Source organism: Aminobacter anthyllidis (assembly GCF_018555685.1).
GTDB lineage: Bacteria > Pseudomonadota > Alphaproteobacteria > Rhizobiales > Rhizobiaceae > Aminobacter > Aminobacter anthyllidis.
The window spans coordinates 636,052-652,392 of the sequence record NZ_JAFLWW010000002.1; the positions used below are offsets into that span (position 1 = coordinate 636,052).

Genomic DNA, 16,341 nt, shown 5'->3' on the forward strand with positions numbered 1-16,341 from the left:
TGCGTCAGGCTGCGTGCGTCGACCGGGAAAGCGCCTTGAACGCCATTTCGCGCGTGAGGATCCCGGCGGGAGCCCCGTTGTCCATCACGACCACGGTCTTCTCGCCCGCCAGGAGCGGGAAGCTTTGGCCAAGAGTGGCGGCTGCATCGATATACGCAACCCGCTTTGTGCTGTGCGGCTCGCAAGAGGTAAGCACGCGCATCTCCGTGCCATGCGCGACGATCACCGCCGGATGTTGGAGCAAGAGTGCCGCTGTCTGCCCCCCCGCGGCTTCAGCTTGCGTCAGGACAGGAACCTTGGCAAAGGCGTCGTTGGCACAGAGCGCGCGCGACAGATCGACCTTGCGGACAAAACGCTCGACATAGTCGTCCGATGGGCGGAACAGGATTTCCTCGCCAGTACCGACCTGACGCAACTCGCCGTCCTTCAGGATGGCGATGCGATCACCGAGATGCAGCGCCTCGTCGAGATCGTGCGTAATGAAGATGATGGTCTTCTTCAGTCGTGCCTGAATCTCCTTCAGCTGTTCCTGCATGTCGCTCTTAATCAGCGGGTCGAGCGCGCTGAAGGCCTCGTCCATCAAGAGCACGTCCGCCTGCGTCGCAAGCGCCCGGGCCAGGCCGACACGCTGCTGCATGCCGCCAGAGAGCTGGCGGGGAAAGCGGTTCTCGAACCCCTTGAGCCCGACGAGTTCGAGCTGCTCCATGCCACGTTTCATCGCCTCGCACCGATCCACACCCTGCAGGATCGGCCCGCAGATCGTGTTCTCCAGCACCGTTTGATGCGGCAGCAGACCGAAACGCTGGAACACCATGGAAATGCCGCTACGGCGAAATGCCAGCAACTCCTTGGCATTCATGTCCATTATGTTGCGGCCGTCGACGAGGATGCGGCCTGCGGTCGGCTCGATCAGCCGGTTGAAATGGCGGATCAGCGTCGATTTTCCCGAGCCCGAAAGCCCCATGATGACGAAGGTCTCGCCGCGCCGAATCGAGAAATCGATACCCTTGAGCCCGACGATGCAGCCGGTCTTCTGCAGGACCTCCGCCTTTCCGGCGCCGGCGTGGAGTGCAGCCATTGCATCGTCCGGCCTGCTGCCGAAGATCTTGTAGACCTTGTCGACCTGAATTTTCACATCCGAAACCGTCACGGTCCTACTCCCCGTGCTCAAGGTGTTTCTGGGCACGCCGGCCATAGGACTGGGCGATGCGGTCGAAGATGACGGCAAGGAAGACGATGGCGATGCCGGCAACAAGGCCCCGGCTCACCTCCAGCCGCTGGATGCCCTGCAACACCTGGTAGCCGAGCCCGCCCGCGCCGATCATCGAAGCGATGACCACCATCGACAGCGCCATCATCGTCGTCTGGTTGATGCCGGCCATGATGGTCGGCAGGGCGAGCGGGATCTGGACCTTCACCAGTTTCTGGCTTGGTGTCGCGCCAAAGGCGACAATCGCCTCGACCACCTCGCCGTCGACCTGGCGTATGCCGAGATCGGTCAGTCGGATGACTGGCGGGATGGCAAAGAACACGGTGGCGAGGATGGCCGGGATCTTGCCGGGTCCGAACAGCATGACGAAGGGAATGAGATAGACGAAGATTGGCAGCGTCTGCATGATGTTGAGCAACGGCAAAGCAATCGATCGCAACCGGTCGGAACGCGCCATCAGGATGCCGAGCGGTATGCCAACCACAACAGCTACTACGGTCGCTGCGAGCATCAGCGCGACCGTGGCCATGGCATCGTTCCACAAGCCCACGGCGCCGATGAAGAACAGCATGACGACCGCGCTGCCGGTCATCCTCAGGTTTCGTGAGGCCGAGTAGGTCAACAGGGCGATGCCGGCGATCGTGACATACCAGGGCAGCCATTGCAGGAACGCCTCCATGGCGCCGAGAAGCTTGAGCAGCGGCCCCAGCAACCGTTCGAGTGTGTCGCCATAGTTGGCCACGACCCAGCTGAAGCCGTCGTCGATCGCGAAGCGGAGCCCGCGCGTGTCGATGAGCTCGGGAAAATTGTCTGCCACGGCATGACCCTTTCAAGGTTGGCGACCTGCTACTCGCCGCTCTCGCAGTGGCGGCCGGTTGCCGACGTTCCGCGCAAAAGCGCGTCAGGCATTCGTATGCGAAAAGGCGGCCGCGTCTGGGGGAAGATGCGCGACCGCCAGGCTGCGATCAGAGCGCAGCTTTCACCTTGCTGGCGACATCGGCCGGGACCCATTTCGTCCAGATCGGTTCGTAGTTCTTGAAGAAATAGGTGGCGACCTCTTCGGGCGAGGCCTTGTTGTCGTCGCCCCAGGCCAGCACCTCGCTGATCTCGATGTTGGGCACCTGCATCTTCGACAGGAACTCGGCGACGGCAGGTGCCTTGTCCTTGAGGCTGGTGGTGGCCGCGACCGCAACTTCGCCGACGGCCCAGCCCGTCAGTTCCGGCTTCTCGCACTTGGCGTCGGTGAGGCAGGTGAACTTCGCCTGGTCATAGGCCGGCATTTCGAGCACCTTGAGCTTGTATTTACCGATCACCTCGGTCGGACCCCAGTACCAGCCGATGAACGGCTTCTTGCGCGAGACCTGCCTGGCTATCATCGCCTTGAGGTTGGCGCCCGAGCCGGTCGGATAGACCTCATAGGTCGCTTCCAGGCCAAGCGCCTTGACCAGGTTGTTGGTGATGATCTCGCAGCCCCAGCCGGGCGGGCAAGCATAGAACCGGCCCTTGCCGGGGTTCGACGCATCCTCAAACACCTGCCAGTTGTCCTTGAGATCACTTACGGAACGGATTTCCGGATGAGCCTCGGCAATGTAATCAGGGATCCACCAGCCCTCCTGGCCGCCGCTGGCGAAGATGTCGCCGGCCTTGTAGACCGTTCCTTTCGCCAGCATCTGGTCCCAGGTCGACTTGACGGTCGAGACCCAGAGCTCGGGTGCGATGTCAGGCTCTCCCTTAGCCAGCATGGACGAAGCGGTTGGCACCGTGTCGCCGGGCACGATCTCGACGTTGCAGCCATAGCCTTCGGCAAGAATTTCCTTGGTGACATAGGCGAGCGTGCCGGCGGACAGCCAGGTCATTTCGGCGATCGTGATCGGATCCTTCGTCCCGCATTCGGTGGCCTTAGCGGCATTGCTGCCGAGAACCATGCAGGCAAGGCAAACTCCCGCAAGAATGGATGTCTTGAGCTTCATCGCAGTTCCCTTTGTTGTCGTTGTAATGGCCTCGAGGGATACGATGTAGAAAGCAGCCACTTTTATCAAACCGAAATAACTGATCTGGATTTCAGAAAAACTTTAGCGACAGAGTGCCTCGATGCGACCCACAAGATCGGCATCGACCCGCACGCCCTCCCGTTCCGTGCGGCGGCGCGCGGCCTGCCGGCCACTACCAGGAAGGCGCACGTCGCCTTGCCGGACGATGGCGTCCACGAGACTTGCGACCTGATGCGAAAAGCCTGTCGAAAAGGCTGAAGGGTCGAAGGCGACGAAACACTGTCCGGTTCTCGGCGGCCCGCCCGACGTTCCGGAAAACGGGCTCGCATCCTTGCTGAGGACGGCGCCCGCAAGACACGATGCGAGAATTTCCACCAGGAACCCTACGCCGAAGCCCTTGTGGCCGCCGGCCGGAAGCATCGAGCCTTTCAGCGCCGCGGCGGGATCGAGCGTGTCCGCGCCTTGCTCGTCAATCGCCCAGCCGGGCTCGATTGGCCTTCCCTCCCGCGAGCGCAGCAGGACCTCCGATTTCGCGACCACGCTCGCCGACTGGTCGAGCACAAGCGCAACACCGCCTGCACCATCTGGAACGCCGAGCGCGAACGGATTGGTGCCAATGACCGGTGAGCGGCCGCCCGGTGGCGCTATGGAAGCCGGTGCATGAGTGGTGCAGAGCCCGAGCAGTCCAGCCTCGGCGATGCGCTCGGCGTGATGACCGAGCACGCCGCAATTATAGGAATTGAACACCGTCATCGCAGCGATGCCGTTGAGCCGTGCGGCGGCAATGAATCGATCCCATCCGGCATCGATCGCAGGATGGGCGAAACCAGTCGCCGCATCGACGACCACGGCACCAGGGCGCGGCTGCGACACCATGGGGCGCGCCTTGCCATCGACTTTGCCGCAACGGACATGCTCCGCATAGATCGGCACGTAGAGTAGGCCATGGCTGCGGATGCCGTCCCGCTCCGCCAGCATCGTCGAGCGGGCTACCGCGGCTGCATTGTCCTCGCAGGCACCTGCCGAGATAAGGGCGCGCAGGCACAGCTGCTCGACCGCGGCGAGCGTCATTGTCCCCTCGGTCATGAACAATCCTCAATCGTTGTCGGTGGTACCGGCGCCGGCGCCCTGGGCGCGCGACAATTCGGAGGCGGGCACATAAGTCTTCGCCGCCAGGCAAAGTACTGCTGCGTAGGCCTCCGCATCGGTTGCCGCCGGCCGCCGCGCGCCGAAGCACGCGGACACGTCACCACTAGCATTAGGCATTAGGCGTAGGGCCACGATTGACGGTACCCGATCAGCGACTTCGCTCGCGCGCGTGAGCGGCACCACATCGCCATTTTCATGCCGCACCGCGAGGCCCAATCCCGCGTTCATCGCCGCCGCACCCGCCAGGCCTATTAGCAGCAGGCGGCAATCCCGCTCCTCGAGGGCGACCTCCTTCGTCTCGCCACAACACAGCCTATCTATGGCCGCTTGGCCGGCGAGAATTGCCGGCCAGTGGTCGGCAAGGGCTGCGACAACGACCCCGATCGCATCGACATCACGCGCCGACAGCCAGACGGCAGCATGGCCTATGTCTTCCGCGATGCCGTGAGGCAGTCCCGCTCCGCTGGCAGCCTTGCGGGCGAGCGTCTGCACTTCGTTGTAGGAAAGCAGGATCGTCATCATCGCAGCACCGGGAGCCAGCAATCGTTGGTTTCGCCGGCAGCGATTTCGCCCGCGGTCGGTGCGCCCTGGAAGAGCGTGATGCGCGTCCATCGGTCCGACCGCGGGTCGAACTTCGATGCGCCAAAGAAGGCAAGCTTGCAGCGCAGCAGGTTGATAGGCAGGCAGCGGTCCGAGAGCAGGTTGTCGTGGATCTCCGAATAGGGAGCGTTGGCAGCTATCTGCATGCGGCGGACCGCATGACGATGCTGGGGGAAACGGGCGAGAAACGTAGCGACGGTCTTCGTTTCCGGCTCGTCCGCAAGGTCGGCGGCAAGGCGTTGCATCTGTCGGGCGATATCGAGCGGGAGTTCGAGATCCGCGCCGGGCTCGGAGGCACGACGGCCAAGTCGTGGCTCCAGCTTTTCTTGCGAAACATACCAGAACTGAGCAGTCTCCGCCGGCCTGTCGAACGCGACGGCCAGGGCCCAGCCATAGTGGTCACGCAGGAGCCCGCGAAGTGCGGCAAGCCTCATGCCTGGCTGGAATGTCGCTTCCCGCACCGCCGCCATGGTGTCCACAAGATCGTCGTTTTCAGCTCCCGCCATTTCTATGACAAGTGCTGCAAGCAACTCCTGAAAGTCCACGGACATGAATCGCGAACGATCGAGCAGTGACTCGACGGGACACGATATGGCCCGCAGCCTTGCAGGGGCGATCCAGGCTTGGGCTTCAGCCCATTCGCCACGCAGGCCCAGGATGCGTGCCATCAAGGCATCGTCTTCGACCGACCACTGGTCGAGATGCATGCCGGCCTGCCGCCAGAGCTCGGCCAGCCGGTCCAGCGACGCTGCATTGAGATGTTGTTTGGACCGCACCCGCGCCAGCGCGATCTCTCGTGCGAGAACCCAGTTGTTCAGCAGCTGAGGATGATTTGCCAGAAACGGCGCCATGCCGAGACCCGTGGAATTGCCGACCCCAATGTGGCGACGCAACTCCGGCGCAAGCGGCACGAAGGTTTCTGGCGCGCGGCATCGGGCGACGTGCTCGACGAGATCGTGGGAGAACTCGCGGATCAGCCAGACCGTCAGCATCTCGGCCTGGAAGGGACCGCCCAGCCCCTCGCGTTCCGCCAGAACGAAACGATCAGCAATGCCAAACTTGCCGTTGCCGTAGACGGCGGTAGTGCGCAGCAGGTAGCCGACCTCGCCGAGGCGATCTCGTTCGGGCTGTCGCCCATGCGCCAGATTGTAGGCAACATGTTCAAAGAAGCGCATGGACTTGTTGGCACGGCTCAGGACCAGGTCACGTGGGCCAAAACGCCCCGCCTCTTGCCGCGGTGCATTTTCCCGCAGCCGTTCTATCTCGGCGTTGTCAGGAATGCCGTCATAAAGCACATAGCTCGTGTCCCAGGCCTCCGCGATGACGCGGTCGGAGCGCTGCTCATCGGGAAGCGGGCAGGAGAAGGCAACGAGACTGTAGTCGTACCCACCCAGCTTGAGCGTGTAGACCGCGTCGCCGAAGCCTTGGTCGTCCATACGCCAGACCTGGCGGTGCACTGTCGCACCGCCAGCGGCGAGACGCCGGATCAGGCTGCGCAGGAAGCTGAGCCGCGTCGGAAACGAGGCCCCCATCCGTCGCAGGCGCATGACGACTTCAGGCGAACGAAGCGCCAGCGCCGGTCCTGCCTCGAGGTCGAGTGGCGTGTCCGTCATGACATCGGCCCGAAGGATGCGTTGTAGAATCGCAGCCAGTTGCCCCCCATGATGTCGCCCACCTCCTCCTCGGAGAAGCCGGCCTTCTGCAGGCCGCCGCGCAGGTTGCCGAGGTCCGCGTTGCTGGCGAACCAGTCTGGCTGCCGGGGAAAGCCCGCAGCCGACGCCGTGCCTTCACCGTAGTCTATCACCTTCGACCAGCGGCCGTTGCGCATCCAGGTAACCACCGAATCCGGCTGATCCTGGCAGAGATCGCTGCCGATGCCGACATGCTTGACGCCGTAGCGCGAGGCGGTTTCCGCGACCATGGTGCAGAAGCTCTCCAGCGTGCAGTTCGATCCGTCCTTCACATGGTGAGGGTAAAGCGACAAGCCAAGCATGCCACCCGAACGCGTCAGCGCCTTCAGCACGGTGTCGGACTTGTTGCGCAGCGCCGGATGCCACCAGTGCGGATTGGCATGGGTGATGGCGATCGGCCGCGCCGAGAGTTCTATTGCCTGCAGCGTGGAGCGCTCAGCGGAATGGCTCATGTCTACGACCATGCCGACACGGTTCATCTCGGCGATCGCCTGGCGGCCGAAGCGGGTGATGCCGGGATCTTCATCCTCGTAGCAGCCGGTGGCGAGCAATGACTGGTTGTTGTAGCTGAGCTGCATGAAACGCACGCCGAGGGCGTGGCAGACCTCGATCAAGCCAATGTCATCCTCGATCGGCGACGGGTTCTGCAGACCAAAGAAGATGGCCGTGCGTCCCTCGCGCATCGCCCGCTCAATGTCGCTGCCGGAGCGGCCGGGGAAGATGAGATTGGAATTGCGCTCGAAATGGCGGTTCCAGGCGATGATGTTCGCCACCGTTTCGCGGAAATTCTCATGATAGGCGATGGTGGCATGTACGGCATGTACGCCGCCGGCCCGCATCTCGGCGAAGACGCTCGGGCTCCAATTTGCATATTGCAGGCAGTCGACGACAGGGCTGGCGATTTTCGCGTCCATGACCTTACTCCGGCTCCCCCGCTCGAATATAGGCTGTCTTGATCTGGGTGTAGAATTCGGCCGCCGCCTGGCCCTGCTCGCGTGAGCCGAAACTCGAATCCTTCCGCCCACCAAACGGCACGTGATAGTCGGTTCCCGCTGTCGGCAGATTTACGGTGACGCAGCCCGTTTCGGCATGTCGCCTAAAATGGGTGGCACGGGCGAGCGAGCTGGTGAAGATGCCTGCGACCAATCCGAAGCGTGTGTGATTGACGACGGCGAGCCCCTCTTCATAGGACCCAACCTTCAGCACAGCGGCGATAGGTGCGAACATTTCTTCGCGGTTGAAGTCCATCGCATTGGTGGTGCGGGTCAAAAGCGCCGGCGCCATGTAGAAGCCGTCATGAGCAAGCTGCAATCGCTCGCCGCCGACCGCCACCTCGGCGCCAGCGGCACGGGCGCGATCCATCCAAGCGAGGTTTGCGGCGAGCTGGCGCTCGCTGACAACAGGGCCGATCTGCGTGCCGTCCGCCAGCGCATGGCCAACCTTCAATCCGCCAACCGCTGCGGTAAGCTTCTCCACGAAGGCGTCGTGGATCTTCTCGTGCATGACAAGGCGCGAAGAGGAGGTGCATTTCTGACCGGTGCCGGAGTAGCCACCGCCAATGGCAGCCGCCACGGCCAAATCGAAGTCGGCGTCATCCATCACCAGCAGGGCGTTCTTGGAGCCGAGTTCCAACTGGAACTTTGTCAGGTTCGCGGCCGCAGCGACCGCTACCTGGCGCCCGACATCGTATGACCCCGTGAAGGTAATGGCATCGACGCCGCGGTGGCCGGCAAGTCCATTGCCCACGACCGCGCCCGGCCCCATCAACAGCTGGAACGTGCCGTCCGGCAGCCCGGCGCGATGAATGATGTCCGCAAGCGCCCAAGCCGAGGCCGGAGTCTCGTTGGCCGGCTTCCAGATGACAGCGTTGCCATAGGCGAGAGCTGGGGCGATCTTCCAACTGGCGGTGGCAATCGGGAAGTTCCAGGGCGAGACGACGGCCACCAGCCCCATCGGCTCGCGGCGCATGTCGATCTCGATGCCGGGCCGCACCGAATCGGCATTCTCGCCGAGTTGGCGCAGCACTTCGGCCGCGTAATAGGTGAAGAACTGTCCGGCGCGGAACACCTCGCCGCGCCCTTCGGCGAGCGGCTTACCCTCCTCACGCGACAGCAGTTCGCCGAGCTCGGCCGAGCGCTCCATCAGCTCCATGCCGATCCTGTTGAGGAACCCCTGGCGTTGTTCGAGCCCTGTCGCCCGCCAGGCCGGCATCGCCGCGCGGCCAGCTGCGACTGCCTCGTCGACATCGCCCGCGCCGGCCTGCGCATAAAGACCGATCAGATCGGTGACATCGGACGGGTTGCGGTTTTCGTGCAAGCGTTCGCCCAGCCTCCACCGGCCGCCGATCAGGTTGGCGTAGTGTTCTGCCATGTCGGTCTCCATTGCTCACATGGAAAATCCGCCACCAAGCCACTTCAATCAAGCAGATATTTCTGTTATCAATTTCAGAAGAATTGAAGTTGGTGACATGATCAAACTTGAAGCATTGCGCGTCTTCGTCACGGTAGCCGAGAGCGGCAACATCAAGGACGCGGCCGATGCGGTAGGTCGCACGGCTTCGGCCGTTTCGATGACTTTGAAGCAACTGGAAGACGAGATCGGCGGGCCGCTTTTCCAGACAGACCGCAAAAACAGCCTGACCGCCCTAGGCAATTTGATGCTCGACCTCGGTCGCGAGCAGATCCGGAGCTTCGACAAGTCGGTCAGCATCATGCGGGCCTTCGCGCACAGCCGCATCGGCAGCCTGTCGATCGCCTCGGTGCCCTCGGTTGCGACGAACGTGCTGCCGCCGATCCTGCAGCGGTTCCTCGAAACCCGGCCGCAAGTCCAGGTCGAGCTGTTCGACATCGACAGCGCACAGGTGCGGCGCATGGTGGAAAGCGGCGTCGCCGACATCGGCATTGCTGGCGAGAGCCGCGCCGGCGGTGGGGTGGAGTTCACGCCGCTCTTCAGTGACCGGTTCAAGCTGCTTTGCAGGGATGACCACGAACTCTGCCGCCTCGAACGTCCTGTCGAATGGAGTGACCTGAGCGGCGCGACGTTGATCCGCAACGGCGCGTCAGACAGGATCGAGGCGGAGGAGCACAAGCGGCTCTCCGCACAGTCGCTCATCACCGTCTACAACGTCACCTCGCTGGTGGCATTGGTGAAAGCCGGGCTCGGCCTCACCATCCTGCCGTCGCTGACCATGCATGGAGCCCACGACGGGGTGGCGGTGCTTGAACTTGCCGACGCCGCGGCGAGCAGACAGGTCGGACTGGTCGAACGGCGCGACATTCCCCCCTCCCCCGTCGCTGCCGCCTTTCGCGCCTTTGCAGTTGAGCAAATCCCGGCCATGGTTGCAGAGCACTTGGGAACGCTCAATGGCGCATGACTTCGGCAATGTTGTGCATCGGCTTGTCGCCGCGCGACTGGCGCAGCCCGGCGAGAATTGCAGTGCCTATCCTACGGCGCAAGTCGCGACCCTACACAGCCGGTGATTGCGCCGGACGCGTAGAAGGCTTTGAAGTCATTCTCTGGCAGACTCCCAACCGGAAGGCTCATTGCGGCCTCGAAATTGCATACAAGAGCGGACGCTCAAGGGATCCAGCATAAGTTTGAGTCGTGACGGTTGCGCCGCCAAGCCCGAAATGAGCCGGGCACTCACTGAGGTAGGGTTGGAAGTAATGTACCCAAATGGCGGGTAGAATGCACTGATGGTACTTTGAATCCGGCCGTTGAAGGCAAAGTCTGCTTGGGAGGAGCTAGGCCAATGTCCTGAAATATCGCACCGCGATCTTCGTCGTGCTCACCGGCAATGTCTCTTTCAAGGCGCAAAGCAGACCCGCCTTTGTGCAAGCTACTCTACGCCAGGGCACTCCCGCCCCTTAAGCGACTTTACATCATCTCGAAAATGGGCGCAGATCGGACTGGCAAGGCATAGATGGAGAACGCCAGCTCAGTGGAAAGAGCTACGCAATGACATTGTGCCACAGCGGAGTTCGCCGCCGAAATTACGCGATTGCCGCCGTTTGTATCCGTCACTCCCACTCGATCGTGCCGGGCGGCTTGCTCGTCACGTCGTAGACGACGCGGTTGATGCCGCGGACTTCGTTGATGATGCGGGTGGCGGCCTGGCCGAGGAAGTTCATGTCGTAGTGGTAGAAGTCGGCGGTCATGCCGTCGACCGAGGTTACGGCACGCAGGGCGCAGACGAATTCGTAGGTACGGCCGTCGCCCATGACGCCAACGGTCTGCACCGGCAGCAGTACGGCGAAGGCCTGCCAGATGGCATCGTAGAGGCCGGCCTTGCGGATCTCGTCGAGATAAATGGCGTCGGCCTGGCGCAGGATATCGAGCTTTTCGCGGGTGATGCCGCCGGGGCAGCGGATCGCAAGACCCGGTCCGGGGAACGGATGGCGGCCGATGAAGCTGTCGGGCAGGCCGAGTTCCTTGCCAAGCACGCGGACCTCGTCCTTGAACAGCTCGCGCAGCGGCTCGACAAGCTTCATGTTCATGCGGTCGGGCAGGCCGCCGACATTGTGGTGCGACTTGATCGTGACCGAGGGACCGCCGGTGAAGGACACGCTTTCGATGACGTCGGGATAAAGCGTGCCCTGGGCGAGGAAATCGGCGCCACCGAGCTTCTTGGCCTCTTCCTCGAACACCTCGATGAACAGGCGGCCGATGGTCTTGCGCTTGGTTTCCGGATCGGCCTCGCCCTCGAGCGCGTCGATGAAGCGATCGGCGGCGTCGACGAGGATCAGCGGCAAATTGTAGTGCTCGCGGAACATGGCGACGACGTCGGCCGCCTCGTTCTTGCGCATCAGGCCATGGTCGACGAGGATGCAGGTGAGCTGGTCGCCGACGGCCTCGTGGATGAGCAGGGCCGCGACCGAAGAATCGACACCGCCCGAAAGCGCGCAGATGACCTTCTTGTCGCCGACCTGCTTGCGGATCGCCTCGACCGCGTGCTCGCGATAGGCGCGCATGGTCCAGTCACTGTCGATGCCGGCGATCTTGTGGACGAAGTTGCGCAAAAGCTTGGCGCCGTCAGGCGTGTGCACCACCTCAGGGTGGAACTGCACCGCGTAGAACTTGCGGGCCTCGTCGGCAATGGCAGCGAAAGGCGCGCCGTTGGAGGTGCCGATGACGCGGAAGCCTGCGGGAATGGCGGTGACGCGGTCGCCATGGCTCATCCACACCTGATGGCGGGTGCCCTTGGCCCAGACGCCGTCGAACAGCGCGCTGTCGTCTTCGATCTCAAGATAGGCGCGGCCGAATTCGCGGTGGTGGCCGGCCTCGACCTTGCCGCCGAGCTGGGCGCACATCGTCTGCTCGCCATAGCAGATGCCGAGCACCGGGATGCCGGCTTCGAAGACAGCGTCAGGGGCGCGCGGGCTGCCGATGTCGACTGTCGAATGCGGGCTGCCGGAGAGGATTACCGCTTTCGGGTTGATCCGCTTGAAGGCGTCTGCCGCCAACTGGAAGGGCACGATCTCGGAATAGACGCCGGCTTCGCGGACGCGACGCGCAATCAACTGCGTCACCTGGCTGCCGAAGTCGATGATGAGGACGGTGTCGGGATGTTCAGCGTTCTTCATGGCGGGCGTTTAATGAAAGAATCAGTTCTGTGCAATGGGCTCGATTGCATGGGTGACAAGTGCGGGATGCAATGCGGTGCCAGCCGCGCTGCCCAGTCACTTGGCCTGCGGCTCGGCAAGGCGGCGCAAGGCCGCCATCAGGGCCTCGAACGGTCCCTGCCCCAGCCGTTCGCGGTAGCCTCGCTCGATATCGAGCTTGATGCGGTCGCCGTCACCAAGTGCCGCGACGCCGCGCGCCGTGTAGTGCACAAGCTTGCCGCGCTTGTCCTCAGGGTCGGGCAAGCGCGCGATGACGCCTTCGGCCTCGAGCCCATCGAGCAGCTGTTGCACCGCCTGCTTGGAGATGCCGGCACGCTCGATCAATGCCGCCTGGCGGATGCCGCGGCGTGGGACGTGGCCGAGCAGGCCGGCACGGCTTTCGCTGAACCAGCCGTGACCGGCGGCACGCATTGCCTCGGCGAATTCGGCCTGCCAGGCGCGGCTTGCCTGCCACAGGCGCCAGCCGACATGGTCGGGCAGCGCGGCTTCAGTTTTTTCGTCAAGCTGCTTGACCATTTTTCCATTCACGCATAACGTCAAGTGACTTGACTATCTTGATACCCAATGGAGACGACAATGGCAAATCTCGACCAATCGGCCCTGTCGGTGCTGGTCCCCGGTACGACGCATGTGCTCGATCGCAATGGCAAGGAAGCCTACGTCTATTTCGAGACCGGCGAGGTGGCGCACATGCTGCTCGAAGACGGCGAAAGCAGGAAAGGTGTGTGGAAGCTCGCCGATGGCGGTTATGTCGTCGACTGGGACAATGGCGTGACCGGCCGCTGGGCGCTCGACCACGAAGCGGGAGCCGTGACCTATATCAACTTGGATCGCGATGTGAAGGTGAAGCTGCTCGGCATCCTGTTCGGCAATGCCAAGGGTCTGCCGCGCGCGGCGAACTAGAGCTTGATTTCGCCGCCCTGGATCGCGCGACCCAGAAGGTTCACTGCATGGGCCAGCTTCTCGTCGACGACATGGAGGTATTCGGTCCAGTCGTCGACGTGATGAATGTCGGCGGCACCGTCGGAGATGCCGCGCAGGCCGATGAGCGGAACGGAAAACATCTGGCAGGCGCGCAGCACGGCAAAGGTCTCCATGTCGACCATGCCTTCCGGGATGGCATCGTAGGCAACACCTGAAATGATGGTGCCGCCGGTCGACAGGCTGGCTTCCCTCACCCCGGCAATGCGCAGGGGCAGCGGCACGGTCGCCGGCAGGTCGAGGAATGGCGTTGTGCCCTTCTCGAAGCCGAGCGCGGAGGCATCCATGTCGCGATAGCAGACCGAGATGGCCTGGTAGACCTCCGTCTGTTCGAGCCGACGGCTGCCGGCCGAGCCGAGACAGACGACGAGGTCGGGCAAGGCGTTTGCGGCGGCAAGCTGCGCCAGTTCGGCGCCGACCCTGATGCCGGCCTCGACAGGGCCGACGCCGGTCATCAGCGGCACGAACAGCTTTTGCAAATGCGGGCCGTATTCGGCATCGACCGCCATGACGAACAGCACGTTGCGGCCGGCGAACTGGGTGACCGGCATGATCTCAGCCCTCGATGCCGTCGCGGCCGGCAATCGCCATCATCGTGCCGGTCATGGTGGCGATCAGCTTGGCCTCGCCGTCGGCAGCGATGGCATAGGCCTGGCCGTCGGCAACGACGATGGTGCGACCTGGCTTGGTGACCGAGCCGCGGAACAGGAAGCGCTCGCCCTTGCCGGGCGCCAGCAGATTGACCTTGAACTCGATGGTCAGCACGCTGGAATTTTCGGGCATGAGCGAAAAGGCGGCATAACCGCAGGCCGAATCGAGCGCCGTCGAAATGACGCCGGCATGCAGGAAGCCATGCTGCTGGGTCAGCTCACCGGAATAAGGCATCTCGATCTCGACGATGCCGGGCGTGACCAGCGTCAGCTCGGCGCCGATGGTGCGCATCGCGCTCTGCCGTGCGAAGGACGACCTGACGCGCTCGTCATAGTCGGCCGCGGGTACGATCTTGGCTGCCATATCAGATGTCCTCTTGGCTCCGCTTATCGCAAAGCCGGCAAAAGCTGGCAATCGGAAATGCTGCAGTGCAAAAGCGAATTCAGTTGAGCCACCACAGCGAAGCGTTGAGCAAGGTGGCGAAGGCGACCCAGGCGGCATAAGGCGCAAACAGCCAGCCAGCGAGACGGTCCACTTTCGCGGCCGTCGCCATGAAGCCGAGGATGGCGACAAGCAATGCCAGGATGACCAGCAGGCCAAGGCCCATCTGTTGCAGCCCGAAGAAGGTCGGCGACCACAGGAAATTGAGCACAAGCTGGGCAATCCATATCCGCATGGCAACGCCATGGGGATCGCGCAGCCAGACGCGCCAGCCTGCGACCGCAATCAGAAGATAAAGCACCGACCAGACAGGACCAAAAATCCAGTTGGGCGGATTGAAGAATGGTTTGGCGAGCCCGGCATACCATTCGCCCGGCAGCGTGAGATAGCCGATGAGCAAGCCGCCGCCGAGCACGACGACGATGAAACCAAGCAAGGCAATGTATCTGTTCATTCGACCTCCAGCACTGCGCACCCGAGGCGCAGAACGCTAGAGCATCGAACTGGTTGCACATTTCGCTTCGCCATAAGGCAAAACGAAATGTGCCAAGAACTGATCAGGCGCGGCGCATGGCGGCGAAATAAAAGCCGTCGGTACCGCTTCTCGCGGGTGTCAGCGACAGGCCCTGGGCGCCAAAGCGAACCGCGTCGCCGCGGCCGGGGAAATGCTGTGCCCAGCGCGCGGCATGATCGACTGCCGAGAAACGCTTGTCGCGGTCGAGGAAGGCATTGACCTGGTCGGCGTTTTCTTCGTCGAAGACCGAACAGGTGATGTAGACGACAAGGCCGCCCGGTTTCACATAGGTGCTGGCCGCGTCGAGGATTGCCGATTGCTCGGCCTTGCGGACATCGAGCTGGCGCTGGGTGAGACGCCATTTTGCGTCAGGCCGGCGCCGCCAGGTACCACTGCCGGTGCAGGGCGCATCGATCAGCACCAGATCCATATGGCCGGTGAGGCCGGACAGCTCCGATGGTTTGGTGACGACCTGGACATTGCGATTATCAGAGCGGCGCAAGCGATCGAACATCGGCGCGAGCCGCGACTTTTCCGAATCATGGGCGAATATCTGGCCGCGATTTTCCATCATCGCCGACAGCGCCAGGGTCTTGCCGCCAGCGCCGGCGCAGAAGTCCAGCACCTGCATGCCCGGGGTCGCGCCAGCGAGTTCGGCGGCGAGCTGCGAGCCCTCATCCTGGATCTCGAACCAGCCCTTCTGGAAAGCCGGCTCGGCCTGGACATTAGGGTGGCGGCCGCTGCCGTCGATCGGTGGGATGCGCACGCCATGCGGGGCAAGTGCCATTGGCGCTGCCTGGGTGCCTTCGAGCTCGCCGATGACGCGGGCGCGGTCGGCCTTCAACGTGTTGACGCGGATGTCGAGCGGCGGGCGGGCGGCAAGGGCAGCGCCCTCTGCCACCCAATCGGCGCCAAAGGCGCGTTCGAGCAGTGGCGCGCACCAGTCGGGGCTGTCGGCGCGAACGGCGTCCGGCGCATCGGCAAGCTTGCGTTCGGCGATGGCCTTGAGTTCGGCCGGGCTGAGCGGCTCGGGCGCGAACTTGTCGCCATCGAGCGTCTGGTTCAGCGCCTCGGCCGACTGATCCCATTCGAGCAGCAGCGCGCCGAAGCCGAGCGCGCGAGAGGTTTCGTCGCCGAGCAGCCAGCCGGCGGAACGCTTCCGGCGCAGCGCGTCATAAACGATGTTGCCGATCGCGGCGCGATCGCCGGCGCCGGCAAAACGGTGGGACAGGCCCCAATCCTTCAGTGCATCCGCGGCGGGCCGATGCCGCCTCTCGATATCGTCGAGAACTTCAATGGCCGCAGCCAATCTTCCGCCTAGTCGCATGTTCGGTGATCCGTCTTCGGTTGACCCGTATCAGGCCTAGCTAAACAGCGATGACGAAATGCACAAGCCGCTCGCCATGCTGGCGAGGCAAAAACTTCCTCCAAACGGGTGCCGTACAAAACGAAACAGGCGCGGATCGCTCCGCGCCTGTCCGAGGTTCATTGC

General features: G+C 63.2%; 16 protein-coding genes. 2 read left to right on the top strand and 14 right to left on the bottom strand.

What is annotated here, in order from left to right; translation table 11 throughout:
- Positions 1-4: 4 nt before the first annotated feature.
- From J1C56_RS08200 to J1C56_RS08235, 8 genes are all read right to left on the bottom strand, one after another.
- Complete coding sequence (locus J1C56_RS08200; RefSeq protein ID WP_338001415.1) at positions 5-1,150, bottom strand: quaternary amine ABC transporter ATP-binding protein; 1,146 nt, start codon at positions 1,148-1,150, stop codon at positions 5-7.
- 4 nt (positions 1,151-1,154) lie between these two features.
- Positions 1,155-2,027: an ABC transporter permease gene (locus J1C56_RS08205; RefSeq protein ID WP_214387762.1), complete on the bottom strand. Its 873-nt coding sequence runs from the start codon at positions 2,025-2,027 to the stop codon at positions 1,155-1,157.
- A gap of 148 nt (positions 2,028-2,175) precedes the next feature.
- Positions 2,176-3,180: a glycine betaine ABC transporter substrate-binding protein gene (locus tag J1C56_RS08210; RefSeq protein ID WP_214387763.1), complete on the bottom strand. Its 1,005-nt coding sequence runs from the start codon at positions 3,178-3,180 to the stop codon at positions 2,176-2,178.
- 102 nt (positions 3,181-3,282) lie between these two features.
- Positions 3,283-4,287, bottom strand: a complete 1,005-nt coding sequence (locus J1C56_RS08215) for an Ldh family oxidoreductase (RefSeq protein ID WP_214387764.1) — start codon at positions 4,285-4,287, stop codon at positions 3,283-3,285.
- A gap of 9 nt (positions 4,288-4,296) precedes the next feature.
- On the bottom strand, positions 4,297-4,872 hold the full coding sequence (locus J1C56_RS08220) for a DUF3726 domain-containing protein (RefSeq protein WP_214387765.1): 576 nt from the start codon (positions 4,870-4,872) through the stop codon (positions 4,297-4,299).
- Entirely contained in the window at positions 4,869-6,386 is a 1,518-nt protein-coding gene (locus J1C56_RS08225; protein WP_214387766.1) for a hypothetical protein, read from the bottom strand. Before J1C56_RS08225 ends, J1C56_RS08220 begins: the two co-directional genes overlap by 4 nt.
- Positions 6,387-6,559: 173 nt before the next feature.
- Complete coding sequence (locus J1C56_RS08230) at positions 6,560-7,555, bottom strand: membrane dipeptidase (RefSeq protein ID WP_214387768.1); 996 nt, start codon at positions 7,553-7,555, stop codon at positions 6,560-6,562.
- A gap of 4 nt (positions 7,556-7,559) precedes the next feature.
- A complete protein-coding gene (locus J1C56_RS08235) occupies positions 7,560-9,011 on the bottom strand; it encodes an aldehyde dehydrogenase family protein (RefSeq protein ID WP_214387770.1) in 1,452 nt (483 codons plus the stop codon).
- On the opposite strand from J1C56_RS08235, the gene J1C56_RS08240 reads away from it, so the two are divergent.
- A complete protein-coding gene (locus J1C56_RS08240; RefSeq protein WP_214387772.1) occupies positions 9,010-10,014 on the top strand; it encodes a LysR family transcriptional regulator in 1,005 nt (334 codons plus the stop codon). The genes J1C56_RS08235 and J1C56_RS08240 overlap by 2 nt on opposite strands.
- A 646-nt stretch (positions 10,015-10,660) precedes the next feature.
- Here the strand turns inward: J1C56_RS08240 and guaA are convergent.
- Together guaA and J1C56_RS08250 are read right to left on the bottom strand one after the other, a co-directional pair.
- Positions 10,661-12,223, bottom strand: a complete 1,563-nt coding sequence (gene guaA, locus J1C56_RS08245; RefSeq protein ID WP_214387774.1) for a glutamine-hydrolyzing GMP synthase — start codon at positions 12,221-12,223, stop codon at positions 10,661-10,663.
- A gap of 96 nt (positions 12,224-12,319) precedes the next feature.
- Entirely contained in the window at positions 12,320-12,778 is a 459-nt protein-coding gene (locus J1C56_RS08250) for a MarR family winged helix-turn-helix transcriptional regulator (RefSeq protein WP_214387776.1), read from the bottom strand.
- A gap of 60 nt (positions 12,779-12,838) precedes the next feature.
- Here J1C56_RS08250 and J1C56_RS08255 point away from each other — a divergent pair, with 60 nt between their 5' ends.
- Positions 12,839-13,165, top strand: coding sequence for a hypothetical protein (locus J1C56_RS08255; RefSeq protein WP_214387778.1), 327 nt, complete (start codon positions 12,839-12,841; stop codon positions 13,163-13,165).
- Here J1C56_RS08255 and J1C56_RS08260 read toward each other — a convergent pair.
- The 4 genes from J1C56_RS08260 to J1C56_RS08275 all read right to left on the bottom strand — a co-directional run bounded on the left by J1C56_RS08260 (position 13,162) and on the right by J1C56_RS08275 (position 16,176).
- Positions 13,162-13,794, bottom strand: coding sequence for a 5'-methylthioadenosine/S-adenosylhomocysteine nucleosidase (locus tag J1C56_RS08260; RefSeq protein ID WP_214387780.1), 633 nt, complete (start codon positions 13,792-13,794; stop codon positions 13,162-13,164). The two genes, J1C56_RS08255 and J1C56_RS08260, sit on opposite strands and share 4 nt — an antisense overlap.
- Before the next feature lie 4 nt (positions 13,795-13,798).
- Positions 13,799-14,257 carry a PaaI family thioesterase gene (locus J1C56_RS08265; protein ID WP_115733201.1) on the bottom strand — a complete coding sequence of 153 codons (459 nt, stop codon included), beginning with the start codon at positions 14,255-14,257 and terminating at the stop codon, positions 13,799-13,801.
- Positions 14,258-14,336: 79 nt separating this feature from the next.
- Positions 14,337-14,789, bottom strand: coding sequence for a TspO/MBR family protein (locus tag J1C56_RS08270; protein WP_214387782.1), 453 nt, complete (start codon positions 14,787-14,789; stop codon positions 14,337-14,339).
- A gap of 103 nt (positions 14,790-14,892) precedes the next feature.
- Positions 14,893-16,176: an RsmB/NOP family class I SAM-dependent RNA methyltransferase gene (locus J1C56_RS08275; RefSeq protein ID WP_214387784.1), complete on the bottom strand. Its 1,284-nt coding sequence runs from the start codon at positions 16,174-16,176 to the stop codon at positions 14,893-14,895.
- Positions 16,177-16,341: the final 165 nt, after the last annotated feature.